The sequence below is a fragment of the Sphingomonas echinoides genome (genome assembly GCF_029623395.1).
GTDB classification, from domain to species: domain Bacteria; phylum Pseudomonadota; class Alphaproteobacteria; order Sphingomonadales; family Sphingomonadaceae; genus Sphingomonas; species Sphingomonas echinoides_A.
Genome location: NZ_JAPYKK010000020.1, coordinates 15,321 through 40,203 on the forward strand (window position 1 = coordinate 15,321; position 24,883 = coordinate 40,203).

Here is a 24,883-nt window from a genome sequence, read left to right on the forward strand (position 1 = left end):
CTGCCATGCCTGCCCAGAAAGTCCTGATCGTCGAGGACGACGCGCACATCCGCCGGTTGCTGCGCGTCGCCCTGGAACGCGCCGGTTACGGCGTGTCCGAAGCCGGCACCGCGCGCGAGGGGCTGTCGCTGGTCGACATCGCCAAACCCGACGCGGTGCTGCTCGACCTCGGCCTGCCCGACCGCGACGGGCTCGAGCTCATCCAGCTGATCAAGACCCGCTCGCAAGCGACGGTCATCGTCGTGTCGGCGCGCGACGACACCAGCGAAAAGGTCGCCGCGCTCGATCTGGGCGCGGACGACTACGTCTCCAAACCGTTCGATACCGAGGAATTGCTGGCGCGGCTGCGCACCGCTTTCCGCCACCGGCTGTCGACTCAGGCCGAACGCGTGCTGGTCCGGGCCGGCAATGTCGAGATCGACCTCGACCATCGCCGCGTCCGGCGCGGCGACGACACCGTCCACCTGACCCCCAAGGAATATGACGTGCTGGCGGAACTCGCCAAGCGCCCGGACCGCGTCATCGGCCACACGCAGTTGCTCCGCACGGTCTGGGGCCCCGCGCACCAGATGCACGTCGACTATCTGCGGATCGTGATCCGCGGTCTGCGCCAGAAGCTGGAGGAAGACGCCGCCGCGCCGCGCTTGCTGATCAACGAACCCGGCGTGGGGTATCGGCTGGCGACGGGGGAACGGTAGACGGTGCCCGGTACCCGTTCTGCTAAACCGTCCGTCATCCTGAACGTGTTTCAGGATCCAGCCCTCCGCGAGTCCGGACTCTGCCTGTTGCGCGGTGGATGCTGAAACGAGTTCAGCATGACGGCAACCTTTGGGGCGCAGGTGACGATCAAGTCGCCGTTCGCCTTCATACGAAGATTGCGCCTGCGCGGCGATGCCGGAAGAGCAGGCGACACCAACCACAAGCCCGCCCCCGTCGAATATCCTTGTCGAACCATCTTGGTAGCGTTACCTTTGCCCCAACCCGCGCCAACGAGCGCGAGATTCGGGAGAAGTGCGATGAAGAAAGGCCTGTTTTTAGCCGCGGCAAGCGGCTTGGCCGTGGTTGGCCTGGCATCCGGTGCGGCGCTGCTCGCGCAGGATCATTCCGCCGCGACGCCGTCCGACCCCAAGGGTTTCCTGTCGCAGCCGCTGGTCACCTCGATCTACACCGCCGACCCTTCGGCGCACGTGTTCGGTGGCAAGATCTACGTCTACCCCAGCCACGACATCCCGACTCCGACCGCGGACGATGATCTCGGCAACCAATATGCGATGCGCGACTACCGCGTGCTGCGGATGGACCGGATCGGCGGCAAGGTCACGATCGGCCCGGTCGCGCTCGACGTGAAGCAGGTCCCCTGGGCCTCGCAGCAGATGTGGGCGCCCGACGCCGCCTATAAGAACGGAATGTACTATCTGTACTTCCCGGCGCGTGACAAGACCAAGGACAAGAACGGCCTCGGCAAGTTCATGATCGGCGTTGCGACCTCGAAGAACCCGATGGGTCCGTTCAAGGCCGACCCCAAGCCGATCGCGGGTGCGTTCTCGATGGACCCGGCGGTGTTCACCGACACCGACGGCAAGGCGTACATGTACTTCGGCGGGATCTGGGGCGGCCAGCTCCAGCGCTGGAAGGACGGCAAGTTCGATCCCAACGGCAGCGATACCGATCTCGGGCAGGACACGCAGCCCGCGCTGACCGGCAAGGTCGCGCGGATGAACCCCGACATGAAGAGCCTCGCCGAAACGCCACGCGACGCGGTGATCCTCGACGCGAACGGCAAGCCGATCCTTGGCGGCGACCATGAGAAGCGCTTCTTCGAGGCGTCGTGGGTGTTCAAGCGCGGCGGGCAATATTACTACACCTACTCGACCGGCGACACGCACTTCCTCAACTATGCGACCGGCACCAACCCGTACGGTCCGTTCACCTATCGCGGGCATTTCCTGCTGCCGGTGCAGGGCTGGACGACGCACCATTCGATCATCCAGACCGGTGGCAAATGGTGGCTGTTCTATGCGGACACCCAGCTGAGCAACAAGAACCACCTCCGCAACGTCAAGGTCACCGAACTCCGCTTCAACACGGACGGCACGATCCAGACGATCGATCCGCTGGTAAAGTAAGGCAGGCGATGTTTCTCGGAATCGATATCGGCACGTCGGGCGTCAAGGCCGTCGTCCTCGACACCCATGGCGCGGTCGTCGGTCAGGGCGTCGCCGCGCTGACCGTCCAGCGTCCCCAGCCTTTGTGGTCCGAACAGGACCCCGAGGATTGGTGGAAGGCGACCAGCGCCGCGGTCCTCGCGATCGATCCGGGCGTCCGGCGTTCGGTGCGCGGGATCGGGCTCGCCGGGCAGATGCACGGCGCGACCCTGCTCGGCGCGGACGACAAGCCCCTGCGTCCCGCGATCCTGTGGAACGACGGACGCTCCTTCGCCGAATGCGCCGCGCTGGAAGAGGCGACGGGGGACTTCCGTACGGTCGGCGGCAACATCGTGATGCCGGGCTTCACCGCCCCCAAGCTCGAATGGGTCCGCCGCCACGAGCCCGAGATCTTCGCGCAAGTCACGACCGTCCTGCTTCCCAAGGATTACGTCCGGCTGCGGATGACCGGCGAGAAGGCCTCCGACATGTCGGATTCGGCGGGCACCTTGTGGCTCGACGTCGCGGGCCGCCGCTGGAGCGAGACGCTCCTCGCCGCGTGCGGGCTGACCGAGGCGCAGATGCCGCGGCTGGTCGAGGGCACCGACGTTGCGGGCACGCTGCGCGCCGACATCGCCGAAGCCTGGGGCATTCCGCAGGTCCCGGTCGCGGGTGGCGCTGGCGACAATGCCGGTGGTGCTGCCGGCGTCGGCGTCGTCACCGATGGCAAGGCGTTGCTGTCGCTCGGCACGTCGGGGGTGATCTTCGTCGCCAACGATCAGTTCCGCCCCAACCCGGCGCGCGCGGTCCATGCGTTCTGCCACTGCCTGCCCGACATGTGGCACCAGATGTCGGTCCACCTCAGCGCCGCCTCGTGCATCGACTGGGTCGCCCGCCTCACCGGCGCGACCGGCGCCGCCGAACTGTTCCAGCGCGCCGAGGCGGCTGGCGTCGCGAACGGTCCCGAGGGTTTCCTCCCCTATCTCTCGGGCGAGCGCACGCCGCACAACGATGCGCAGGTCCGCGGCGCGTTCTACGGCCTCGACAATGACACCGACGCCAACCGGCTCGCGCAGGCGGTCCTCGAAGGCGTCGCCTTCGCGCTCGCCGACGGGCTCGACGTGCTGCGCGAAGCGGGCACCGAAGTCGCCGAACTCGCGGTCATCGGCGGCGGCGCCCGCTCGCGCTACTGGGGCGAGACGCTCGCGGCGGCGATGGACGTACCCCTCGTCTATCTCCAGGGCGGCGAAGTCGGCCCCGCGCTCGGCGCGGCGCGGCTCGCGCAACTCGCGGTCGACGGCGGCACCCCAGCCGAGGTTTGCGTCGCCCCACCCGTTTCGCACCGCATCACCCCCAATGCGGAATTGACCGCACGGCTCGCCCCCAAGAAAGCTGCGTTCCGTGCCGCCTACGCCGCAATTTCCCCCCTCACCGCATCCAACTGACCTTTCGAAGGAGCGCCCCAATGGCCAATGATTTCTTTGCCGACATCCCCCAGATCAGCTTCAAGGGGCCCGAGACCGACGACGAGCTGGCGTACCGCTATTACGACAAGGACCGGGTCGTCATGGGCAAGCGGATGGAAGACCATCTGCGCTTCGCCGCGTGCTTCTGGCACACCTTCTGCTGGCCGGGGTCGGACGTGTTCGGTGGCGGCACGTTCAACCGCCCGTGGCATGCAGGCGCGAACGACGCGGCAGCAGCGGCGGCCAAGCGTGAAGTCGCGTTCGACTTCTTCACCAAGCTCGACATCCCCTTCTACGCGTTCCACGACGTCGACGTGATGGCGGATGCCGCCAACATCACCGAGCATCGCCGCAACTTCGCAGAAGCGGTCGATCATCTCGAGAAGCTCCAGGCCTCGTCGGGCCGCAAGCTGTTGTGGGGCACCGCCAACCTGTTCAGCCACCCGCGCTTCGCCGCCGGTGGTGCTACCAACCCCAACCCGGAAGTGTACGCGTTCGGCGCGATGCAGGTGCGTGACGCGCTCGAAGCGACGCATCGCCTCGGCGGCGCGAACTACGTCCTGTGGGGCGGTCGCGAGGGTTACGAGACGCTGCTCAACACCGACATGAAGCGCGAGCTCGACAATTTCGGGCGCTTCCTGTCGCTCGTCGTCGAGCATAAACACAAGATCGGCTTCACCGGCACGATCCTGATCGAGCCAAAGCCGTTCGAGCCGACCAAGCACCAGTATGATTTCGACACCGCGACGGTGTACGGCTTCCTCAAGCGCTACGGCCTCGAGAATGAAGTGAAGGTCAACATCGAGGCGAACCACGCGACCCTCGCCAGCCACACCTTCGAGCATGAGATCGCGACCGCTGCCGCGCTCGGCATCTTCGGCTCGATCGACGCGAACCGCGGCGATCCGCAGAATGGCTGGGATACCGACCAGTTCCCCAACTCGGTCGAGGAACTGACGCTCGCCAATCTCGAAATCATCCGCGCGGGCGGCTTCACCACCGGCGGGTTCAACTTCGACGCCAAGGTCCGCCGTCAGTCGATGGACGCGGTCGACCTGTTCCACGGTCATGTCGGCGCGATCGACGTCGTCGCCAAGGGCCTGCTCAATGCGGCAGCACTGATCGAGGACGGTCGCCTCGATGCGATCAAGACCGAGCGCTATGCCGGCTGGGATGCGGACTTCGGCCAGAAGGTCGGTGGTCTCGATCTGGCAGGCATCGCGGATCTCGCGGTCGAGCACAGCATCGACCCGCAGCCGCGCTCGGGTCGCCAGGAGCGGATCGAGAATCTGATCAACCGCTTCATCTGATCGGTCGCCCCGATCGGGCAAACGGAAAGGGCCGCGAGCAGACATGCTCGCGGCCCTTTTTTTGCGGTGGTCGGCGAGCGAGGACTTCAGCTTGACCCGTTCGTTTCGCGCGGATGAACGACGATGGGCGTTTCCTACCCGTCCGCACCGTATCCTCGCTGCCGACTGAAAAGGGACGCGAGCTGGTGGAGGCTGGTCGGTGGTCGTGCAAAAGCGAACCATTATACGATAACTATATATTGTTAATTGGACGTCCGAGGGACAATTTGTTCAGCGACGCAGGCTGGCCCGGGTCCGGTTCGTAGTTCGTCAATTGCACCTGTTGCCCCGGCTCAAAAGCCTGAGATACGGGCGGAACGCCACGCACGACGGCGGTTCGCAGCAGGAGATCCTTTAAATAGATAATCGCTTCTTCACGCGGCATTGGATCGGGGACGACATTGTAAGCTTTAGCATGCCGGAAGCTATTCGCTGTCCGGGTCAATTGCTTGATGCGCTTCTGTTCCGCCTTGAACGCCCGATGCATCTTATGTTCGCCGCCGTGGAAATCTTTGAGGGACTCCCACGACCGATAGATGTCGATCCAAGGTGTGTCTGGTGTCAGGTCGGAAAAAGCTGCTCGGAGCCTGCGATCGCTTTCTGCTTTTGCGAGCAGCTCGCTGAACTCGTCCGGGCTAGCCCAGTCCTCCATCCGCTTGTGGGCAAAGATCGATAGTAGGTGTGTTTGCCGAGACATGTCGTAACGTCCATCAGCTTTAAACCTATACACAGTGCCGGGCTCGATCGCATGGCATCCGTCGATAGCGTCTAAACAGCCCCTAATTAGGTTTATGTCACCGACCGCCAACTGGAACGCGTCTATTGCCGTCGCCGCCCCGCCCCACCTTTGAGTCCGAAGAACATGAACATTATTTATCATCGCGAAAAAGAAGCTGGCGGGGGATTTGATCGAGTGGTTGATCTTGCTCGCGAGGTTCGTGAGGTTGAATGTATCCCCTTCCAGTTGAACGCCCCATTTTGATGACATCGTAACGATCTGCATTCTGCCTCCTACCTATTTAGGCGTTGCAAAACAGACTTCATTGCAACTTCGCGGACAACCGCTTTCGGGCATCATGATTTTGGGCGACGACGTCCGCATCTGGGCGTTTCCAGTCAGAACGCCTCATTCCCCGATCCGCCAATTCCAGACGTCGTGACGAGCTGTTCGGAAACCGTCGCGCGCAAAACGCGCAACGCCCGTCTCACTTCCCTCGCCGCGCGGCTGTTGCAACCATCGCCGAACCCGTTTGCCCCCCGCCCGAGGCCGAAGCCCCCGGCGCACCCCCCATGCTCGCCATGCGGTTGGCCGGCACGCTTGCGGCGCGCCACGCGTCATAGGCGGCGAAGAAATCCGTGAAAGGCTTCTCGAGCACCGGCAGACGGTCCGAAGCAAAGGACGGAAAGGTCGCTGGCGTCGATGTCGCGCTGTCGGCGAGGGTGGCGGCGGCGGCGCGGCAGAAGGGCTCGCGGACCTGGGACTGGGAGAAGAAATTGTAGAGCCGCGTCATCTGGTCATCGTAGCGGTCCTGCCACGCGCCGCCTTGCGCCTTATACTCGGCGGACAGCCGCGCCTGCGCCGTCTGGAGCAGCGCTTTCTGACGGGTCAGCAGCGCATTGTAGCTCGCCACAATCCTGTCTTCGTCCGCCCCCCGGCACGCGAGCGCGGCGACGTTCAGCGCAGCCCGCAAATGCCAGACCGTGCCGTCGGCGGAAAGATTGCGATTGGGCGTGAGATAGCGGCCATCGCTCATGCGCGGGGGAGTCCGCATGCCGACATAGGCCCCGGCCGGCATGGTCGGTTGCAGCGGCGCAGGCACGGGCGGCGGTGGGAGCGCCGTGACGATCCGCGGCTTGTGGCTGCACGCGGAGAGCAGGGCGAGGCTGATCGCGGGGAAAGCAAGAAAACGGCGCATGGCATACTCGTCGTTGAGACCGTCGGCATCGCGCGCCTGTGGGATCGCCATCGGCCGCGACACGGGGACCCTACGGCATCAGGGTCGCGATCGGCTACACCGGAGTTACGCGGCCTACCTCACCGCAAGCTGCGCAACCGCGCCAGATCCTCGGGCCGGTCGACGTCGAGCAACTCCGCTTCGGGCGCGATCACGTGCCGCCCCGCCCGCACCATCGCGCGCGCGCCTTCGTCGCCTTCCAGCGTCAGCAACGCCTCGAACTGATCCGCCCCGAACACCGCAGGCGGCGTCGGATGCACGCCGTTGCTCGATGCGATCACCGCATCCCGTCCCGCGGCCGCCTCCAGCAGTCGGTAGATGTGCGTTGCGGTCACGCGCGGCATGTCCGCTAGCGCGATCACCACCGCCTCGCACCCGATCTCGCGCGCCGCCGCTACGCCGAGCTTGACCGAGCCCGACATGCCGTCCCCCGGATCGTCATTGTGGATCACGCGGTAACCACGGCTGGCAAAGTCGAGGTCCGACCCCGAGCAGACCGCCAGCCGCGCCTTGAACGGCATCGCTTCCAGCGCAGTCACGACATGGAAGGCGAGCGGCTTGCCGAGGAAGTCCTGCTGGAGCTTGTCCACATCCCCGAACCGCACCGATCGCCCCGCCGCGAGGAGAATCAGCACGCACTGTTCGGGGGTCAGCATCGCGGTCATCCCTTCTTGCGCTGATCCGCATTGAACGCGCCGACCATCGCCGCCGCGATCGACAGCGCGATTTCTGCCGGGCCGACCGCGCCGATGTCGATCCCGACCGGTGCGTCGATCCGGTCGAGGTCCGCCTCGGACACGCCCGCCGCCGCAAGCCGCTCGCGCCGCGCGGCATGGCTTCGGCGCGAGCCGAGCGCCCCGACATAGGCGGTCGGATGCGCCAGCGCCGCGATCAGCGCGGGATCGTCGATCTTGGTATCGTGGCTGAGCGTTACCACTGCGGTTGCGGGGCCGGGATCGAGTGCCTCGACCGCCTCGTCGGGCCAGCGATCGTCGAGCGTGACGCCGGGGAATCGCTCCTCGGTGAGGAAGCGCGCACGCGGGTCGATCACGGTCGTCGCGATCCCCATCTCGCGCGTCAGCCCCGCGAGCGCCTGCGCGATCTGCACCGCGCCGACGATCAGCAACCGGCGCGGGGGATCATAGCGGTTGACGAACGCCGCGCCCTCCTGCGGGCGCAGCGAGCTCTGGCCCGACGCGAGATCGGTCACGACCTGCAACGCCTTGCCGTCATCGCGCGCTTCGGCGATCCGGTCGAACAGTTCGGGGTCGAAGCCTTCCGCCGACACCGGCTGGACCAGCACCGAGATCTCGCCCCCGCACGGTAGCCCGACTTCCCACGCGGCGGCATCCGCGATGCCGTAGTTCTTGAGCTGGAACGGCGCGCCCGCGATCACCTCGGCGGCGGTCGTGAGGATGTCGTTCTCGACGCACCCGCCCGACACGGAGCCTTCAAACCGCCCATCCGCATGGACCAGCATATGGCTCCCGCGCGGACGCGGCGCGGAGCCCCAGGTCGACACTACGGTGGCGAGCGCGAGCGGTGCGCCCTTCCACTGGGTGGCGGCATTCAGCACGGAATCATTGTCAGCCATCTCTACTCCCTCTCCCGCTTGCGGGAGAGGGCCGGGGAGAGGGGCGTGCCGGTTACCCACCGTCGCCCTTCTCGCCCTGCCCTCTCCCCGCCCCTCTCCCGCAAGCGGGAGAGGGAGAAATCACATATCCGGCAATCCGCCGAGGATCTTGTCGAGCGTCAACGGGAAATCGCGCACCCGCACCCCGCACGCATTGTAGATCGCGTTGGTCACCGCGGCCCCCGCGCCCGAGATCGACAATTCGCCCAGCCCCTTCACCCCGATCGGGTTGGCGTGCCGGTCGATATGCTCGACGAACAGCACGTCGAGCGGCGGCACGTCGGCATGGCTGGGGATGTGATACTCACCGAGGTCATGATTGACGAACGCGCCGTGCCGCTGGTCGAGCACCGCTTCTTCCATCAGCGCATAACCGATCCCCCAGATCATCCCGCCGATCGCCTGGCTCCGCGCAAGCTTGGCGTTAAGGATCCGCCCCGCCTCGAACACACCGAGCATCCGCCGCACGCGGACTTCGCCGGTCACGCTGTTGACCGCGACCTCGGCGAATTGCGCGCCGTGCGCGGCCTGGCTGAAGGTCTTGGCATTGCTCCCCTGGCTAATCTTGCCGAGCGCCGCGAGCGGCTCGCTCCCGACCAGCTCGGACAGCGGCACCCGGCGGTTGCCCGCGATCGCATGGCCGTCCTTGAGCGTCATGTCCTTGGGGTCCGCCTGCATCCGCTCGGCGAGCGTCGCGACGATATCCTCGCACGCGAGCGCGACCGACGATCCGGCGCTCGCCGCGCCGAACGACCCGCCCGATCCGGCGCCCGGCGGCAGATCGGTATCGCCCAGAATCACGTCGACGCAATCCATCGGCAAACCGAGCGATTCCGCCGCAATCTGGCCGAGAATCGTGTACGTTCCGGTACCAATATCGGTCATATCGGTCTCAATTCGCGCGCGTCCGTCGGGCGAAAGCGTCACGCGCGCCTGTGAATCGACCAGCAGGTTGATCCGGACCGCGGCCGCCATCCCCATCCCGATCAGCCATTCGCCGTCGCGCACTTGCCCCGGCTGCGACGCACGGTTGGCCCAGCCGAACCGCTCCGCGCCCTTGTCGAGACACTCCACCAGCGCGCGTGTCGAGAACGGCGCGCCTGTCATCGGGTCGACCGGCGGCTCATTAAGTTTGCGAAAATCAATGGGATCGCGCCCGAGCGCCTCGGCCAGCTCATCGATCGCGGTCTCGAGCGCGAGCATCCCGACTGCCTCACCCGGCGCGCGCACCGCGCCCGCCTGCACCATGTCGAGCGTGACGATCTTGTGCGTGAAGTGCCGCACCGGCGCATCGTACAAGGCGATCGACCCCAGCGCGACCGGCTCCATGAACCCGCCATCCGGCCCCTGGCTCACCACGCTGTCATGCGCCAGCGCGGTCAATTTGCCATCCTTATCAGCGGCTAAGCGGATCCGCTGATGCGTATCGGTGCGACGATAGACGTTGTGGAACAGCTGTGATCGCGCCATCGCGATCTTCACCGGGCGCCCGACCTTTTGCGCCGCGATCGCCGCAAGCACCGCCTCCGGCCCGAGCATTTTCCCGCCAAAACCACCGCCAATATAAGGCGATAGGATACGAACCTTGTCCGCTTCGATCCCGACCGACTTTGCCAGAATGCCCTTGGCGGCATGCAGGATCTGCAAGCTGGAATGGAGCGTGAGCGTGTCGCCCTCCCACACCGCGACCGACGCGTGCGGCTCCATCGCCGCATGTACCTGATTCGGCGTGGTATAAACCTGGTCGATCGTCACCGCGGCATCGGCCATCGCCGCGTCGATATCGCCCTTGGCCATATCCTGCAGGCGCGAGTCCTTCGGCGGACCGCTGGCATCGCCGACCCCCGCCATCGTATCGAAATGTCCCTGTTCGGGCGCGATCGTCATCGTCACCGATTTCGCCGCGTCGCGCGCTGCCTCGAAGCTGGTTGCGACTGCGACGCCAACGATTTGATCCCAATGGTCAATTTCGTCGTTGCCGGCGTGCGCAGGGACGAAGGCGGCGGCCTGACGCGGAATGCGGGGGTCGTCGACGATCACGTCGAGAACCCCCGGCAAACCCCGCGCGGTATCGGTATCGAAGCCGGTGATCCTACCCTTGGCAGCGGGTGCGGTGATCAGATAGCCGTACGCTACCTCCCCCGCGAGCGGATGTTCATAGCCATAGCGCGCGACACCGCTGACCTTGAGCGCGCCCTCGCTCCGGTCGAGCCCGGCGCCGAGCACCCCCTGGACGCCACGCTCCAGCGCGAGACCGGAGTGATCGGCGTCCATTTTGAAATCGGCCATGATGTTCCCCGCGCGCGGCCTGCCCTTACAGTTCGGGCAGGCCTTCCAAGATCTTATCGAGCGTAAGTGGGTAGTCCCGCACACGGATGCCAGTGGCGTTGTACACCGCATTCGCGATCGCCGCACCTGCGCCCGAGATCCCCAGCTCGCCGATACCCTTGGCGTGCATCGGGTTGGCATGGATGTCGCGTTCCTCGAGGAACTCGACTTCGAGCTGCGGGACGTCCGCGTTCACCGGCAGATGATATTCCGCCAGATCGCGGTTCACCAACTTCCCGTTGCGTGGATCGTGGATCAAATCCTCGGTCAGCGCAGTGCCGATCCCGAAGGTCATGCCCCCAAGGCACTGCGATCGCGCGGTCTTTGCATTGAGAATGCGCCCAGCCGCGAATACCCCGAGCATCCGGCGGACACGGACTTCGCCCGTCACCGCATTGACGCCAACTTCGGCGAAATGCGCACCGTAGGACGACTGGGTCTTTTCCTTCTCCTGCTTGCCCGGCTTGATCGAGCCGATCGCGACGATCCCCTCGCCCGCCAGCTCACCGAGCGGCACGCGCCGATTGTCGGCGACCGCATGGCCGTCCTTGAGCGTCAGCGCGTCGACATCGACCCCCATCGCCTTGGCAATCTTCTCGCGGATCGCTTCCGCGGCGAGATACACCGAGGTCCCGCTCGACCCGGCGCCGAACGATCCGCCCGACCCCGCTGCGGTCGGGAAATTGGTGTCCCCCAGCTCGACGTCGACATGTTCGAGCGGAAGCCCGAGCACTTCACCCGCGATCTGCCCGAGGATCGTGTACGTTCCCGTCCCGATGTCGGTCATGTCGGTTTCGACCGTCGCACGCCCCGTCGCGGACAAGGTAACCCGCGCTTCCGAAGGCTGGAGCATGTTCGCGCGCGCTGCTGCTGCCATGCCGATGCCGACGAGCCACTCGCCTTCGCGGCGCGTTCCCGGGGTCGCGTTGCGCTTGTCCCAGCCGAAGCTGGTCGCACCGACGTCCATGCACCGCACGAGTTCACGCGACGAATGCGGCACACCCTTTTCGGGGTCCATCTCGGGCTCGTTGATCTTGCGAAACTCGATCGGGTCGATCCCGAGCTTTTCCGCCAGCTCATCCATCGCGCCTTCCAGCGCCAGCATCCCGACCGCTTCACCCGGTGCGCGCATCGAACCCGACAACAACCAGTCGAGCCGGACGATGTCGTGGTTGATCTCGCGGTTTTCGGCCGCATACATAAAGTGCGTCGCCTGACCCGTCGGCTCGAAATAATCATCGTCCGGCAGGTTCGACGTCAGCGTTTCATGCCCCATCGCGGTCAGCTTGCCGTCCGCGGTCGCAGCGAGACGAATCCGCTGCTCGGTATTGGACCGGCGCACAGTCGCATCGAACACTTGCTGGCGCGCCATCACCGCCTTGACCGGGCGACCGAGCGCCTTGGCTGCAAGCGCCGCAGCGACCGATTCCGGCGCAATGCCGAGCTTCGACCCGAAGCCGCCGCCGACATAGCGCGCGACGATCCGCACCTTGGACTTGCTGACACCCAGCGCCGCCGCGAGCTGTTCCACGTCGTTCCCGGGCATTTGATACGAACCGTGAAGCGTCAGCATTCCGCTGTCATCCCAGGTCGCGATGCTGGCATGCGGCTCCATCGCCGCGCTGTTCTGGCTCGGCGTGGTAAAGGTGACGTCGAGCGTCACCGGCGCATCGGTCATCGCCTTGTCGAGATCGCCCTGCGAGAAATGCGAGGGAATATCGCCCTTGGCGGGCTTTTCGGCCTCGCCCTTCAGCGCCTCGAAATCATACCGGCCATCGTCCGCCGCTTCGTGGTTGATCACGACCTGCTGCGCTGCATCGCGCGCGGCTTCGAAGCTCTCCGCCAGTACGATCGCGACGATTTCGCCGAAATACTGAACGTTCTCCACGCCCTGAGGTGCCTTGGGGGCCAGTCCCTGCGCGGGCGTCGTGAGGAACTTGTCGAAATCCGTCACCACGTCGATCACGCCCGGCAAGGCCTTGGCAACATCCGAATCGATCCCGGTGATCTTGCCCTTGCCGAACGGCGCACCGACCAGCACGCCGTACGCCAGATTCTCGATCTGATATTCGGCGGCGTAGGTGGCCGCGCCCGAGACCTTGAGCGGCCCCTCCTTGCGGTCGAGCGGCTTTCCAATGATCCCCTGCGTGCTCGTATCGAGCAAGCTGTCGGGAACCGGCTTGTCCATCTTCAGTGCGTTGGTGGTACTCATGCGGACACTCCCGTCAGCTCACGCAGGCTCGCAATCAGGGTGCGGCGCGTAAGCGGAATCTTGAAATCGTTGGTGCCATAGCCCTTGGCATCCTTGAGCAGCGCATCGGCCGCCGCGGCGAACGCGGCATCCGAAGGCGCCTGCCCGATCAGCGCAGCCTCGACCGCAGGGTCGCGCCACGGCATCGGGCCGAGACCACCGAACGCGAGCGCCGCGGAAGCAATCTTGCCGTCCTCGACCGAGACGATCCCGGCCACCGAAACGAGCGCGAACGCATAGGACGCACGATCGCGCACCTTGCGGTACAGCTGCTCACCCTTGGGCGGCGTCGGCAATTCGACGTGGGTGATCAGTTCGCCCGCCTCGAGCACGTTCTCGATCTGCGGCGTGTCGCCCGGAAGCCGGTAGAATTCGCCGATCGCGATCCGGCGGCGATCACCATCTGACTTCAACGTGACGATCGTCGCATCGAGCGCCCGCATCGCGACCGCCATGTCGCTCGGGTGCGTCGCGATGCAATGCTCGCTCGTGCCGAGGATCGCCAGAATGCGGTTGACCCCGCCGATCGCGGAGCAACCGGTGCCCGGCTCGCGCTTGTTACAGGCAGTCGCCTTGTCATAGAAATAATAGCAGCGCGTCCGCTGGAGCAAATTACCCCCGGTCGACGCCTTGTTGCGCAACTGACCCGATGCCCCTGCGAGCAGCGCACGGCTGAGCACCGGATAGCCCGCGATCACGCGCGGATCGGCGGCAAGGTCGCTGTTGGGAACCAGCGCGCCGATCGTCAGACCGCCATCCTCGCGCTCCTCGATCTTCGCAAGGTCGAGCCGGCTGATGTCGACCAGCGATTCCGGCGTCTCGATCTGCAGTTTCATCAGGTCGAGCAGATTGGTCCCGCCCGCGATGAAGCGACCACCCGCGGCGACCGCGGCTTCAGGGCTTTCCGCCCGGCTATAGGCAAAGGTTTTCATGCGTCCGCCGCCTCTTTCTGCGCGGGCGTCAGCCCGGAAACTTCTGAAATCGCATCCACGATGTTGGGATAGGCCGAGCAACGGCAAAGGTTGCCGCTCATCCGCTCCGAAATCTCGTCGTTGCTAAGCGAAACACTGTCGAGCTTGTCGCTGACATGGCTCGGCCAGCCCTTCTTGACCTCGTCGAGCATCCCGACCGCCGAGCAGATCTGCCCGGGGGTGCAGTAACCGCACTGATAGCCGTCATGCTTGACGAACGCCGCCTGCATCGGATGCAGATTGTCCGCGCTGCCAAGCCCTTCGATCGTCAGAATGTCATCATCCTGATGCATGACCGCGAGCGTGAGACACGAATTGATCCGGCGCCCGTTCACCAGAACGGTGCACGCACCGCACTGGCCATGGTCGCAGCCCTTCTTGGTGCCGGTCAGACCGACGTGTTCGCGCAGCACGTCGAGCAACGATGCGCGGATATCGGGTTCGACGTCGTGGGTTTCGCCGTTGATGGTAAATTGCATGGGGCAGCGCCTCCTTTTCAGTACGGGTTAACGAACATGAATGAATTGGTTTCCGCAGAAACGCGCGGGTTTCGGCTTTATTCTCGCCCCGTTCGGCGCGGGGTGACGCGGCTGGCGGCACTGTCGCTGCTGGCGGTGGCATCCGCAATGGCGCACGGTGCGCCAATGCAATCTCCTGCGCCGCAACCGCTCGCCCGCCCGCTCTCCCCGCCAATCGTGATCGCGCATCGCGGCGCCAGCGGGTTGCGCCCGGAACATACCCTCGCCGCTTATACGCTTGCGATCGACCAAGGGGCTGATTTCATCGAGCCCGACCTCGTCCTCACCAAGGACAATGTCTTCGTCGCGCGCCACGAGAATGACATCACCGGCACGACCAACGTCGCGACCCACCCCGAATTCGCCGCGCGCCGCACGACCAAGCTGATCGATGGCGAGAGCCACACCGGCTGGTTCACCGAGGATTTCACGCTTGCCGAGCTCAAGACGCTCCGCGCGGTCGAGCGGTTGCCGAAGCTGCGTCCCGACAACGTCCAATATGACGGCCAGTTCGAAGTCCCCACGCTGGCCGAAGTGATTGCGCTGGCCAAGCGGCACTCGGTCGGCGGGCGGGTCGTCGGCATCTATCCCGAGACCAAGCATCCGACCTATTTCGCGAGCATAGGCCATCCGATGGAAGCCCTGCTGATCGCGCAACTCAAGGCCGCCGGATGGAGCAAGCCGACCGATCCGGTGTTCATCCAGTCGTTCGAGGTGGACAATCTGAAACGGCTGCACGGCATGACCGGACTGCGCCTGATCCAGCTGATGGACGCAAGCGGCGGCCCCGCCGACCGCGCCACCCCCAGCTATGCCGCGATGGTCACCCCCGCCGGGCTCAAGACCGTTGCAAGCTATGCTTACGGGATCGGTCCCGGGCTCGCGATGATCCAGAATGGCGATGCTGCCCCGACGACGCTGGTGGCAGATGCGCATGCCGCCGGGCTGCGGCTCCACCCCTGGACCTTCCGCGCGGAGAATGTCTTCCTGCCGAAAAGCCTGCAAAACGGCGTCGATCTGGCCACGCATGGCAAGATTGAGGAGGCAATGCGTCGCTATCTGGCGCTCGGTATTGACGGTTTCTTCACCGATTTCCCCGGAATTGGGGTAAAGGTCCGCGACGCCGTGAAGGAAAACCGATGAACTACCGCCTGTTGCTCGCCACCGCGATGCTTCCGTTGCTTGCCGGAGGCTGCGTCCGCACCGCCGCCAGCATCGTCACCTTCCCGGTCAAGGCCGTCGGCAAGACCGTCGACTGGACGACGACCAGCCAGTCCGAAGCCGACCGCAATTACGGCAAGAAGATGCGCAAGCAGGAGGAACGCGAAGGCCGCGAGCGCAAGCGCGCGCAGCGGGAATGCCGCGAGGAGCGCCGGAACGACTGCTGATCGGGATCAGGCGGCGGACGTACGCACGCTCTCCCCAAGCACGCGCGCAACCGCGAGCAGCACTTCGGGGCGCAGTTGCACCAGCACATGGCTGCTGCGAACCTCGATCGTCCGCCCGTTTGCATCGTGACAGATCATGCCGTTGACGAAGCCGTCGCTGCGACTCCAGATCGCGGTCGACGGCATCGGAAGCGGCTCGGCCACCAGCTTGCGTTGCGCCAGCACCGAGGGGGAATCGATCTGCTCGCCGGTCAACAGCTGGAACGTGCGCCACACGTTGGTCGCGCGGGGGGATCCCGCGAAGGGCGAGCTGATCGTGATGACTTCAGCCACTTCCGATGGAAGACGGTGCGCGGCATAGCGCGCCATGATCCCGCCCAGACTGACCCCGATCAGCGTGACCGGCTTGCCGGTTTCGGCATGCAGTGCACGGATCCGGTCGAGCAGCAGCGTCCCCTCATAGCCGATCGCCCGCACCCCGAGGTTCCGCCCCAGCCCCCAGCCCTCCGCGCGATAGCCGAGGTGGCGCAGGTACCGCCGCAGCACGGCCATCGACCGATCGCTGTTGATCATCCCCGGAAGCAGCAGAACCGGCCGCCCGTCTCCGCGCGGCGCGGTGCCGAGCTTGCGGCGCGCGCCCAGCAACGACGCCAGCCCGAACGCGGCGCGCGGCAACTCAGCTGCCCAGAGGAAGCGAGAGGGCGGCTTCACGCCGGGAACCATTCGAGCACCGTCATCGCAAAGGGCGTCCACGCCCCGATCCGCACGCCGGCCGCGCGCAAGGCGTCGCCTGTCCAGTCGTTGCAGGTGTGGATTGCGTCATAATGGCCGACCGCGGCGTAAAAGGCATCATCCATCCCGTATCCCGTCCGATGCCAGCCGCGTGGCGCGAAGCTCGCGCGAATGAACGCGGCCAAGCGGCGATATTCCTCCGGGCGCAGCAAGACGACGCGCGAATCGGCCCCTGCTTGAGGCGGGGCGATATGCTCGACGTGCATGACGGTTTGCCCGCTTCCAAGCGCCGCCCATAGCACCGTCATCGGCCGGACGTCCGCCCAGGTCGGCGTCTCGACGTAGAATTTGCGGTCGCCCCAGCCGATCGCGACGTGGTCATAAGCGGCATAACGCGGATCGGCGAGATCCCCCGCCGGCAACACACCGCGCCAATCCACACCCGCTGCGACCTTGGGTAGAACCAGCCCGGTATGGACTCCGTTGCTCTCGACGATCACCGGAATACCGTCCGCCGGGCGCACCGAGCCGCTATTGGTCGCGATCATGCCGCCGACCAGACCCGCGATGCCGTAACTCCCCAGCGCAAGAAGCAGGATGAGGAGGCCGGCTCCGACCGATAGGCGTAACTGTCGCATTCGCTTCCTGTTTCAACCGCAGCAATCGCTATGATAGAGGCGATGTATGACCGATGATACGCATGTTCTCGACGCCCCTCCCGCGGGGGCCAATGCCGACTGGACCATTCCGCAGAACTGGAGCGCGTTTACCGACGAAGACCACCGCGTGTGGGATACTTTGTTCGAACGCCAGGCAAAACTGCTGCCGGGACGTGCTTCCAACGCGTATCTACGCGGGCTTGATGTACTGAAGCTGTCCAAACCGGGCATCCCCGATTTCGAGGAACTGTCCGAACGGTTGATGGCGCTCACCGGCTGGCAGGTCGTCGCGGTGCCGGGCCTGGTGCCGGACGACGTGTTCTTCGACCATATGGCGAACCGTCGTTTCGTCGCCGGCAACTTCATCCGCCGCGCCGATCAGCTCGACTATCTCCAGGAACCGGACGTGTTTCACGACGTGTTCGGCCATGTGCCCATGCTCGCCGATCCGGTATTCGCCGATTATCTCGCGGCCTACGGCCGCGGCGGGCAGCGCGCGCATGGGCTCGACGCGCTCAAATATCTCGGGCGGCTCTATTGGTACACGGTCGAATTCGGGTTGATCGCCGAGCCTGAGGGTTTGCGCATCTATGGCGCGGGAATCGTATCGAGCTTCGCCGAAAGCCGCTTCGCGCTCGATGACGCGAGCCCGAACCGCATCGCCTTCGATTTGGAACGCGTGATGCGCACGGACTATCGCATCGACGACTTCCAGCAGAATTATTTCGTTATTCCGAGCTTCGAGGAATTGCTGCGCGTGACGGTGGAGACCGATTTCGCACCGCTGTATCGCACGCTCGCGACCTTGCCCGACATTCCCGTCGCAGAAATTCTGCCGCAGGATACGATGATCACCACCGGAACGCAGGCTTACGCGTTAGGAAAAAAATGACCGATACGCACAAGGAAACCACCATGATCGTCGTCAGCGTGCTGTACGAATCGGCGGGCCGGTTCGACGAGGATTATTATCTCGACCAGCACATGCCGCTGGTCCGCGAACGCTGGAAAGCCGAGCTGTCGGGCACGCGCGTGCTCAAGGGCATGCCGGGGCCCGATGGAAGCCCGCCGCCGTTCATCATCGTCGCCGAACTGTCCTTTGCCACGATGGGCGACGTCCAGCAGGCGATGACCGGCCCGCATGCCGCAGAAATTTTCGGGGACGTCGCCAATTTCACCGACGCCAAGCCCAAGCAGATGATCAGCGAAGTGATCGGCTGACGGTCTGATCCGCGTCCCGCCAAAGGGGACGCGGAGCACGCCTCCGGACGCTACAGGTCCAGCGCCCAGCCATCGCGACCCTTGGGGTCGATCGGCGCGGTCGGAACATGGCGCTCCGCCCCTGCCACGAGCCGCAGGACGCTCCAGTCGCCGCGGCGATCGGTCTCCTCCAGCGTGCAACCGCACGCCGTGAACGCAGCCACCACGTCGGCACGTTGCGTCTCCAGCAGCCCCGCCAGCACGATCGTCGCGCGCGGCGCGGCGATCGCGGCGATCTCGGGCGCCATCGAGACGAGCGGTCCCGCCAGGATGTTGGCGATCACCAGATCATACGGCGCCCGCGCAACGATCCCGTCGTCGAGCGTCCCGTCCGCCACGATCAGGTCGATCGCTTCGACCGCGTTGCGCTCGGCATTCTCGCGCGTGACGACGATCGCGCGCGGGTCGATGTCGGTCGCGACGATCTCCGCCTGCGGCCACAGATGCCGCGCCGCGAAAGCGAGCAGACCCGTCCCGGTGCCGATGTCGATCGCCCGCGTGACGTCTTGTCCCGCCATCCGGTCGAGCATCGCGAGACAGCCCGACGTGGTCGCGTGATGGCCGGTTCCGAACGCCTGCCCGGCGTCGATCAGGAACGCCCGTCCGCCGACGGGCACGTCCACCGGATGCACGCTGGTATGGACGACGAAGCGCCCCTCGGTGATCGGCTCGAGTCCCTGCTGACTGAGCGTTACCCAATCCTCTTCGGGCAGCGCCTCGATCTCGGGCACCACCGCCACCGCACTGGGGACGAGCGCCTGAATCGCGGCGATCGTCGCGGCATCGGGCTCGGCCTCGAGATAGGCGTCGAGCCGCCAATGCTCGCGATCGTCCTCCTCGAGTTCGGTCGTCATCAGCACGACGCCGTCCGCAATGTCCTCGGCGGCATCGATCGCCTCGGCCTCGGCGCGGGTGCAGGGCAGGCTCAATTTCCAGCTAGTCATTGCCCGCTCCTGCCCGCGCACGAACCGACGCGCAAGCGTCCCCAACCCCCTTCTTCTCTTAGCGCCTTTGCGCCTTTGCGTGATCAATCCTTCTTTTTCTTCCCGGCGAAGGAGAAGAAGAGGGACTCGCGCAAAGGCGCAAAGCCGCGAAGAGAAGCGGGAGAAGGTTGTTGCGCTGCGCGCGGCTATTCGTGGCGGAGGGCGTCGATCGGGTTGAGCGCGGCGGCGCGGCGGGCCGGGAAATAGCCGAACACCACCCCGATCACCGCCGAGATGGCGAAGGCGATCATGTTGATCTGCGGGTCGAACAGATAATCGACTTTCATCACCCCCGTCAGCGACAGCACCGCGACCTGCGCAACGACCAGCCCGATCACCCCGCCGAGCATCGACAGCGCGATCGCCTCGACCAGGAACTGCAACAGCACCTCCCCTGCCACCGCGCCGATCGCCAAGCGGATGCCGATCTCGCGCGTCCGTTCGGTCACCGAGACGAGCATGATGTTCATGATTCCGATCCCGCCGACAACCAGGCTGATCCCCGCCACCGCGGTGACGATCCCGGTCAGCAGCGTCGTCGATTGCGTCAGCGTCGCCGAGATCTGCGCGGTGTCGAAAATGTTGAAGTCATCGTCCTTGCCGCCGGTGATGTTGCGACGTTCACGCAGCAGATCTTCGATCGACGCTTGCACCGCGGATGTCGCATAGGCCTGGTCGACCCCGACCAGCATCAGCTTGAGATCGGTCGACCCGGTAAAGCGGCGCTGCACCGCCTTGAGCGGCATGATCACCACATCGTCCTGATCGCCGCCGAACCCCGCCTGCCCGCGCGCCGACAGGCGTCCGATCACGTCGCACGAAATCCCGCCGATCCGCATCCGCGTGCCGAGCGGGGAGCCGCCGCGATAGAGGTTGGTGTTGACGGTATTGCCGATGATGCACACCGATTTGCCCGCGGCTTCTTCCGCCGGCGTGAAATACCGGCCTTCGGTCAGCGGCCACGGCTGGACCTGGAAATAGGCGTTGGTCGTGCCGTTGAGCGTGGTCGACCAGTTCGCGCCCTCGTAGATCGCGGTCGCGGTGGTCCCCGCCTGCGCGGCGACCGCGGTGACGCCCGCGATCTGATCGCGGATCGCGATCGCATCCTGTGGTTTGAAATCGGGCGGACGCGGGCCGCCGCCACCGCGTCCGAACCCCTGTCCGGGACGGACCTGGAGGATATTGGTGCCGAGCGAAGAGATCGATTTCTGCACGGCAGCGGTCGTCGCCTTGCCGAGCGTGACCATCGTCACGACCGCCGCAACGCCGATGATGATCCCGAGCGTGGTGAGGAACGAGCGCAGCTTGTGCCGCGCGATCGAGCGCAGCGCGAGGGAGAGGGTTGTGCCGAACATTACTCTAGCCCCTCCCCTTCAGGAGTGTCGGGTCGGCCATGCCCCCGGCATGGCCTGAAGGATGCGGGGCATCCTTCACCCGACACTGGGTTGGGGGTGGGGCAGTCCAGCATCCACATCGCTCTAGGCTCGCGGAACGGCCCCACCCCAACCCCTCCCCTGAAGGGGAGGGGCTTTTGCGTTGCGCACGTCACAACGCCACCTCGCCCTGATGATGCTGCGTGTCGATCCGCTCCACCAGCCCGTCCTTGAAATGCACGATCGTCCGCGCGAACGCCGCCATGTCGGGCTCGTGCGTCACCATGATCACCGTAATCCCGCTGTCGCGGTTGAGCCCCGCCAGCAATTCCATGATCTCGACCGAACGCTCCGAATCGAGGTTCCCCGTCGGCTCGTCCGCCAGCAGCACCGCCGGACTGGTGACGATCGCCCGCGCGATCGCGACGCGCTGCTGCTGCCCGCCCGAAAGTTCGGCGGGCGTATGGTCCCACCAGTTCGCGAGGCCCACCTTGTCGAGCGCCGCCATCGCCGCCGCCCGCCGCGCGCCCTTGGCGTCGCCGCGATACAGCAGCGGCAGTTCGACATTCTCGAGCGCGGTGGTCCGTGCGAGCAAATTGAACCCTTGAAACACGAACCCCAGATACTTGCGCCGCAACAACGCGCGCTGGTCGCGATCGAGCGTCTCGACATGGACGCCCTTGAACGCGAACGTCCCCCCCGTGGGGACGTCGAGACAGCCGAGGATGTTCATCGTGGTCGATTTGCCCGATCCGCTCGCACCCATCACCGCGACGAAGTCGCCCTGCGCGATGTCGAGGTCGATCCCCTTCAATGCGAGGAACGCTGTCGCGCCGTCGCCGTAGCGCTTGGTAACGTCGCGGAGCGAAATGATCGGCGCGACCGCAGCCGCTTCCGACACCGCCGGGGAGGCGGAATTACTGGCCACCGCCCTGCCCGCCCGATCGCCGCCGTTGCCCGCTCGCCCCGCCAGTGGAATCCTTCGCAAGCTGTCCGGTGATCACCTTGTCGCCGGGCTTGAGCGCACCGCCGAGGACTTCGGTCATCGATCCATTGCTTTCGCCGGTGGTGATGTCGACCGCCTTTGGCGTCCCGTCTGCGGCAAGCACATAGACTGTCTGCGCGCCCCCGCGCTTGACCGTCTCGCCCTTGCCGCTGCCCGCGCCGCCACGACGGCGTGGACGGGGAACCAGCGCTCCCGCGATCCCGCTGCCGCCGCTCGACGCCCCGGTATCAGTGGGCTTGAACCGCAAGGCAGCGTTGGGGACGAGCAGGACGTTGGGCTTGGCGGTCGTCACGATATCGGCGGTCGCGGTCATGCCCGGGCGCAACTGCAGCCCGGCATTCGCGACCGAAAGCGTCGCGCTGTACGAAACGACCTGCCCCGCGGTGGAGGTGGTGGTCGTCGTGCTGCCCGACGAACTGGTCGACGCGCTGAGGTTCGACCCGAGATCGACGCGCGTGATATCCGCCGGGAAGGTCTTCCCCGGGAAGGCATCGACCGTGAAGGTCGCGTTTTGCCCTTCCTTGACCGACCCCACGTCCGCCTCGTCGATCGCGACCGCGAGCTTCATTCGGCTGAGGTCCTCGGCGATCACGAACAGCGTCGGCGTGCTGAACGAAGCCGCGACGGTCTGCCCCGGTTCGATCTGCCGTGCGAGCACGACGCCGTTGACCGGCGAGCGGATCACCGTCTTAACCAACTGCGTCGCGTTGGACGAGAGCGTCGCGCGCGCCGACACCACGTTCGCCTGCGCGGCGCGGACGTTGGCGATCCCGCGATCCCGGTCGGCGCGTGCCTGGTCGAGCTCGGTCTTGGCGGGCACGCGTCCCCCCGACAGGCGGCTGACTTCCTCAAACCGCGACAGCGTGGCATTCGCCTGCGCCAGCGTCGCCTGATTCTGCGCGACCGTGGCGACCGCCGCGTCGAGCGCGGCCTGGCTTTGATTGACCGCATCCTGGAACCGCGACGGATCGACCAGCGCGAGCGGCTGGTTCTTGGTCACCCGGTCGTTGACGTCGACCACCACCTTGGTGACGAGCCCCGACAATTCCGACCCGACCTGCACTTGATTGGTCGGCGCGAGCTTCCCCGTCGCCGACACGCTGACCGACAGCGCGCCGCGTTCGACCGCGGCGGTCGCGTACTCGGGCTTGGCGTCGCCGGCAAAGCAGCTCTTGAGCGCCAGCAGCAGCAGGATCACGCCGAGCGCGACCAGGACCCATTTGCCCCAACGCTTCCACGCGGGAACGAGCTTGGTGCCGAGGAAGGCATCCAGATCGGGGCTGGGTGCGGTCGGGGGCGTGGTGGCCATTTAGCGTTCCTGCCGGACGATGGGGTTGGACGCGGGGGGTGCGATCAGCGCGGTCGGATCGGCGCGGCTGTCCCACCCGCCGCCGAGCGCGAGAAACAGTTGCACCAACGCGGTCGCGCGGTCGGATTGCGCCTGGCTCAATCCGTTGCGCGCGTTGAGCAGCGCGGTTTCGGTCGTGTTGAGCGTGACGAAATCGGTCAGCCCCGCGCGATACTGGCTGCGCGACAGGATCGCGCTGGTGTTGGCGGCATCGAGCGCAATCGTGAACTGTTCGGCACGGCGCTTGGCCGAATCGAGCGCGACGACCGCGTTCTCGACGTCCTCCAGCCCTTGCAGCACGGTCGACTTGTACGCCGAGAACGCCCCGTCCGCCGCGGCTTCGCTGCTCCGCACTTGCGACCGCAGCCGCCCGCCGTTGAAGATCGCCTGCGTCAGCCCGGCGAACACCTGCCCGGCAATCGTCTGGAACAGATTGCCGATCTTGGAGGCGTCGGTCGACAGGCTCCCGCTGATCGCGAACGCGGGATAGAGTTGCGCCTTCGCTACGCCGATCTGCGCGGTGGTCGCGGCAAGCTGGCGTTCGGCGGCGCGAACGTCGGGACGCTGGCGCAGCGTGTCGAGCGGCACCCCAACCGCGACGCTGTCCGGGCCGGTCGGGATCGATCGCGTTGCCGCCAGCTCGGCCTTGAGCGCGCCCGGGGCCTGCCCGGTCAGCACGCCGATCCGCGAAACCGCGGCGTTGTAATTCTGCTCGATCGTCGGGATCGTCGCGGCAGTGGTGGCGCGCTGCGAACGCGCTTGTTCGGCGTCGAGCGAGGACACCAGCCCGGCCTGGACCCGGAAGCCCGCGATCTCGAGATTGTCGTCCTGCACGCGCAGCGACGCCCGCGCATTGGCGAGTTGCGCCTGATACAGCCGCGCCAACATGTAGTTGCGCGCCGCCTCCGCCTCGGTCGAGAGCAACACCGTCGCCAGATCATAGCCCGACGTCTCATATTGCGCGCGGCTCGCTTCGACCGTCCGCCGGACCTCGCCGAACAGGCCGACCTGATATTGCACGTCGAGCCCGAGCGACAGCGTATCGCCCGATCCGCGCCCGGTGATGACCGTCGCCCCGCCGGGCAAGGTGGTCGTCCCGCCGACGATGCTTTGCGAGCGGGTATAGCCCGACGAGCCATTCACCGTAGGCAACAATTGCGCGCGCGACTGGACCAGCGCCTCGCGCGCCTGCCGCAACCGCGCGACCGCTTGCGCGATATCGAGATTGTTGGCGCGCGCGCGCTCGACCACGCTGGTGAGCAGCGGGTCGTCGAACCGAGTCCACCACGCGGTCAGGTCGCCGCTCGCCTGCGCCGGAAGCGGGACCGAATAGGTATCGGGCACGCCCAGCGCCGTCGGGGTCGCCGGATGGTAATCCGGACCGACCGTACACGCCGCGATCGGCACCGTCAGCGAGAGCAACAGGAGGGATCGAAGCCGCATACGTCCTGTGTGACTAACACACCGGTCGCGGTCCATCGATTAATTGTCGCAATGTGTCGCGGCGGGGCCCGTTTCT

The 24,883-nt window shown here is 65.8% G+C and carries 23 protein-coding genes; 8 read left to right on the top strand and 15 right to left on the bottom strand.

The annotated features are described in order from the left end of the window. The first annotated feature begins 5 nt into the window (after positions 1–5). The 4 genes from QBJ92_RS12670 (at position 6) to xylA (ending at position 4,920) form a co-directional block, all read left to right on the top strand. Complete coding sequence (locus tag QBJ92_RS12670) at positions 6–698, top strand: response regulator (protein WP_277970064.1); 693 nt, start codon at positions 6–8, stop codon at positions 696–698. A gap of 318 nt (positions 699–1,016) precedes the next feature. Beyond that, positions 1,017–2,126, top strand: a complete 1,110-nt coding sequence (locus tag QBJ92_RS12675) for a glycoside hydrolase family 43 protein (RefSeq protein WP_277970065.1) — start codon at positions 1,017–1,019, stop codon at positions 2,124–2,126. 8 nt (positions 2,127–2,134) lie between these two features. Beyond that, positions 2,135–3,589, top strand: a complete 1,455-nt coding sequence (gene xylB / locus QBJ92_RS12680) for a xylulokinase (RefSeq protein WP_277970066.1) — start codon at positions 2,135–2,137, stop codon at positions 3,587–3,589. A 20-nt stretch (positions 3,590–3,609) separates the two neighbouring features. After that, positions 3,610–4,920 carry a xylose isomerase gene (gene xylA / locus QBJ92_RS12685; protein WP_277970067.1) on the top strand — a complete coding sequence of 437 codons (1,311 nt, stop codon included), beginning with the start codon at positions 3,610–3,612 and terminating at the stop codon, positions 4,918–4,920. A 232-nt stretch (positions 4,921–5,152) separates the two neighbouring features. Here the strand turns inward: xylA and QBJ92_RS12690 are convergent, their stop codons facing one another. The 8 genes from QBJ92_RS12690 to QBJ92_RS12725 all read right to left on the bottom strand — a co-directional run bounded on the left by QBJ92_RS12690 (position 5,153) and on the right by QBJ92_RS12725 (position 14,576). Continuing rightward, positions 5,153–5,962, bottom strand: coding sequence for a hypothetical protein (locus tag QBJ92_RS12690; RefSeq protein WP_277970068.1), 810 nt, complete (start codon positions 5,960–5,962; stop codon positions 5,153–5,155). Between the two features lie 202 nt (positions 5,963–6,164). Further along, positions 6,165–6,926 (bottom strand): hypothetical protein, encoded by a 762-nt coding sequence (locus tag QBJ92_RS12695; RefSeq protein WP_277970069.1) that lies wholly within the window; start codon positions 6,924–6,926, stop codon positions 6,165–6,167. A 68-nt stretch (positions 6,927–6,994) separates the two neighbouring features. Next, positions 6,995–7,570: a nucleotidyltransferase family protein gene (locus QBJ92_RS12700; RefSeq protein ID WP_277970070.1), complete on the bottom strand. Its 576-nt coding sequence runs from the start codon at positions 7,568–7,570 to the stop codon at positions 6,995–6,997. Between the two features lie 5 nt (positions 7,571–7,575). Beyond that, positions 7,576–8,508 carry an XdhC family protein gene (locus tag QBJ92_RS12705; protein WP_277970071.1) on the bottom strand — a complete coding sequence of 311 codons (933 nt, stop codon included), beginning with the start codon at positions 8,506–8,508 and terminating at the stop codon, positions 7,576–7,578. Between the two features lie 120 nt (positions 8,509–8,628). Next, positions 8,629–10,836 (bottom strand): xanthine dehydrogenase family protein molybdopterin-binding subunit, encoded by a 2,208-nt coding sequence (locus tag QBJ92_RS12710; RefSeq protein ID WP_277970072.1) that lies wholly within the window; start codon positions 10,834–10,836, stop codon positions 8,629–8,631. Between the two features lie 25 nt (positions 10,837–10,861). Beyond that, positions 10,862–13,087: a xanthine dehydrogenase family protein molybdopterin-binding subunit gene (locus QBJ92_RS12715; RefSeq protein WP_277970073.1), complete on the bottom strand. Its 2,226-nt coding sequence runs from the start codon at positions 13,085–13,087 to the stop codon at positions 10,862–10,864. Beyond that, positions 13,084–14,058 carry an FAD binding domain-containing protein gene (locus QBJ92_RS12720; protein ID WP_277970074.1) on the bottom strand — a complete coding sequence of 325 codons (975 nt, stop codon included), beginning with the start codon at positions 14,056–14,058 and terminating at the stop codon, positions 13,084–13,086. Before QBJ92_RS12720 ends, QBJ92_RS12715 begins: the two co-directional genes overlap by 4 nt. After that, positions 14,055–14,576, bottom strand: a complete 522-nt coding sequence (locus QBJ92_RS12725; protein ID WP_277970075.1) for a 2Fe-2S iron-sulfur cluster-binding protein — start codon at positions 14,574–14,576, stop codon at positions 14,055–14,057. The genes QBJ92_RS12720 and QBJ92_RS12725 overlap by 4 nt, the downstream gene beginning before the upstream one ends. Positions 14,577–14,723: 147 nt before the next feature. Between QBJ92_RS12725 and QBJ92_RS12730 the strand changes: the two genes are divergently transcribed. Both QBJ92_RS12730 and QBJ92_RS12735 read left to right on the top strand, forming a co-directional pair. Next, on the top strand, positions 14,724–15,758 hold the full coding sequence (locus QBJ92_RS12730; RefSeq protein WP_277970108.1) for a glycerophosphodiester phosphodiesterase: 1,035 nt from the start codon (positions 14,724–14,726) through the stop codon (positions 15,756–15,758). After that, the gene (locus tag QBJ92_RS12735) at positions 15,755–16,003 is read left to right on the top strand and encodes a hypothetical protein (protein WP_277970076.1); all 249 of its coding nucleotides are present in this window, start codon (positions 15,755–15,757) and stop codon (positions 16,001–16,003) included. Before QBJ92_RS12730 ends, QBJ92_RS12735 begins: the two co-directional genes overlap by 4 nt. 6 nt (positions 16,004–16,009) lie before the next feature. On the opposite strand, the gene QBJ92_RS12740 is transcribed toward QBJ92_RS12735, so the two are convergent. Together QBJ92_RS12740 and QBJ92_RS12745 are read right to left on the bottom strand one after the other, a co-directional pair. Further along, positions 16,010–16,714: an esterase/lipase family protein gene (locus QBJ92_RS12740; protein WP_277970077.1), complete on the bottom strand. Its 705-nt coding sequence runs from the start codon at positions 16,712–16,714 to the stop codon at positions 16,010–16,012. Continuing rightward, on the bottom strand, positions 16,711–17,373 hold the full coding sequence (locus QBJ92_RS12745; RefSeq protein WP_277970078.1) for a TIGR02117 family protein: 663 nt from the start codon (positions 17,371–17,373) through the stop codon (positions 16,711–16,713). The genes QBJ92_RS12740 and QBJ92_RS12745 overlap by 4 nt, the downstream gene beginning before the upstream one ends. A gap of 46 nt (positions 17,374–17,419) precedes the next feature. Here QBJ92_RS12745 and phhA point away from each other — a divergent pair, with 46 nt between their 5' ends. Then, positions 17,420–18,286 (top strand): phenylalanine 4-monooxygenase, encoded by an 867-nt coding sequence (gene phhA, locus QBJ92_RS12750; protein WP_277970079.1) that lies wholly within the window; start codon positions 17,420–17,422, stop codon positions 18,284–18,286. After that, positions 18,283–18,615: an EthD family reductase gene (locus QBJ92_RS12755; protein WP_277970080.1), complete on the top strand. Its 333-nt coding sequence runs from the start codon at positions 18,283–18,285 to the stop codon at positions 18,613–18,615. The genes phhA and QBJ92_RS12755 overlap by 4 nt, the downstream gene beginning before the upstream one ends. A 50-nt stretch (positions 18,616–18,665) precedes the next feature. Here the strand turns inward: QBJ92_RS12755 and QBJ92_RS12760 are convergent, their stop codons facing one another. From QBJ92_RS12760 to QBJ92_RS12780, 5 genes are all read right to left on the bottom strand, one after another. Next, entirely contained in the window at positions 18,666–19,598 is a 933-nt protein-coding gene (locus tag QBJ92_RS12760; RefSeq protein ID WP_277970081.1) for a 50S ribosomal protein L11 methyltransferase, read from the bottom strand. Between the two features lie 185 nt (positions 19,599–19,783). Continuing rightward, positions 19,784–20,992: an ABC transporter permease gene (locus QBJ92_RS12765; RefSeq protein WP_277970082.1), complete on the bottom strand. Its 1,209-nt coding sequence runs from the start codon at positions 20,990–20,992 to the stop codon at positions 19,784–19,786. Positions 20,993–21,182: 190 nt separating this feature from the next. Further along, complete coding sequence (locus QBJ92_RS12770) at positions 21,183–21,938, bottom strand: ABC transporter ATP-binding protein (RefSeq protein WP_277970083.1); 756 nt, start codon at positions 21,936–21,938, stop codon at positions 21,183–21,185. Beyond that, positions 21,928–23,325, bottom strand: coding sequence for an efflux RND transporter periplasmic adaptor subunit (locus QBJ92_RS12775; protein WP_277970084.1), 1,398 nt, complete (start codon positions 23,323–23,325; stop codon positions 21,928–21,930). Before QBJ92_RS12775 ends, QBJ92_RS12770 begins: the two co-directional genes overlap by 11 nt. After that, entirely contained in the window at positions 23,326–24,807 is a 1,482-nt protein-coding gene (locus tag QBJ92_RS12780) for an efflux transporter outer membrane subunit (RefSeq protein WP_277970085.1), read from the bottom strand. Positions 24,808–24,883: the final 76 nt, after the last annotated feature.

Bases quoted from the DNA above. Each gene is read 5' to 3' on its own strand.
- QBJ92_RS12670 (WP_277970064.1), top strand. From the start codon at position 6: ATGCCTGCCCAGAAAGTCCTGATCGTCGAGGACGACGCGCACATCCGC.
- QBJ92_RS12675 (WP_277970065.1), top strand. From the start codon at position 1,017: ATGAAGAAAGGCCTGTTTTTAGCCGCGGCAAGCGGCTTGGCCGTGGTT.
- xylB (WP_277970066.1), top strand. From the start codon at position 2,135: ATGTTTCTCGGAATCGATATCGGCACGTCGGGCGTCAAGGCCGTCGTC.
- xylA (WP_277970067.1), top strand. From the start codon at position 3,610: ATGGCCAATGATTTCTTTGCCGACATCCCCCAGATCAGCTTCAAGGGG.
- QBJ92_RS12690 (WP_277970068.1), bottom strand. From the start codon at position 5,962: ATGCAGATCGTTACGATGTCATCAAAATGGGGCGTTCAACTGGAAGGG.
- QBJ92_RS12695 (WP_277970069.1), bottom strand. From the start codon at position 6,926: ATGGCGATCCCACAGGCGCGCGATGCCGACGGTCTCAACGACGAGTAT.
- QBJ92_RS12700 (WP_277970070.1), bottom strand. From the start codon at position 7,570: ATGCTGACCCCCGAACAGTGCGTGCTGATTCTCCTCGCGGCGGGGCGA.
- QBJ92_RS12705 (WP_277970071.1), bottom strand. From the start codon at position 8,508: ATGGCTGACAATGATTCCGTGCTGAATGCCGCCACCCAGTGGAAGGGC.
- QBJ92_RS12710 (WP_277970072.1), bottom strand. From the start codon at position 10,836: ATGGCCGATTTCAAAATGGACGCCGATCACTCCGGTCTCGCGCTGGAG.
- QBJ92_RS12715 (WP_277970073.1), bottom strand. From the start codon at position 13,087: ATGAGTACCACCAACGCACTGAAGATGGACAAGCCGGTTCCCGACAGC.
- QBJ92_RS12720 (WP_277970074.1), bottom strand. From the start codon at position 14,058: ATGAAAACCTTTGCCTATAGCCGGGCGGAAAGCCCTGAAGCCGCGGTC.
- QBJ92_RS12725 (WP_277970075.1), bottom strand. From the start codon at position 14,576: ATGCAATTTACCATCAACGGCGAAACCCACGACGTCGAACCCGATATC.
- QBJ92_RS12730 (WP_277970108.1), top strand. From the start codon at position 14,724: ATGGCGCACGGTGCGCCAATGCAATCTCCTGCGCCGCAACCGCTCGCC.
- QBJ92_RS12735 (WP_277970076.1), top strand. From the start codon at position 15,755: ATGAACTACCGCCTGTTGCTCGCCACCGCGATGCTTCCGTTGCTTGCC.
- QBJ92_RS12745 (WP_277970078.1), bottom strand. From the start codon at position 17,373: ATGCGACAGTTACGCCTATCGGTCGGAGCCGGCCTCCTCATCCTGCTT.
- phhA (WP_277970079.1), top strand. From the start codon at position 17,420: ATGACCGATGATACGCATGTTCTCGACGCCCCTCCCGCGGGGGCCAAT.
- QBJ92_RS12755 (WP_277970080.1), top strand. From the start codon at position 18,283: ATGACCGATACGCACAAGGAAACCACCATGATCGTCGTCAGCGTGCTG.
- QBJ92_RS12760 (WP_277970081.1), bottom strand. From the start codon at position 19,598: ATGACTAGCTGGAAATTGAGCCTGCCCTGCACCCGCGCCGAGGCCGAG.
- QBJ92_RS12765 (WP_277970082.1), bottom strand. From the start codon at position 20,992: ATGTTCGGCACAACCCTCTCCCTCGCGCTGCGCTCGATCGCGCGGCAC.
- QBJ92_RS12775 (WP_277970084.1), bottom strand. From the start codon at position 23,325: ATGGCCACCACGCCCCCGACCGCACCCAGCCCCGATCTGGATGCCTTC.
- QBJ92_RS12780 (WP_277970085.1), bottom strand. From the start codon at position 24,807: ATGCGGCTTCGATCCCTCCTGTTGCTCTCGCTGACGGTGCCGATCGCG.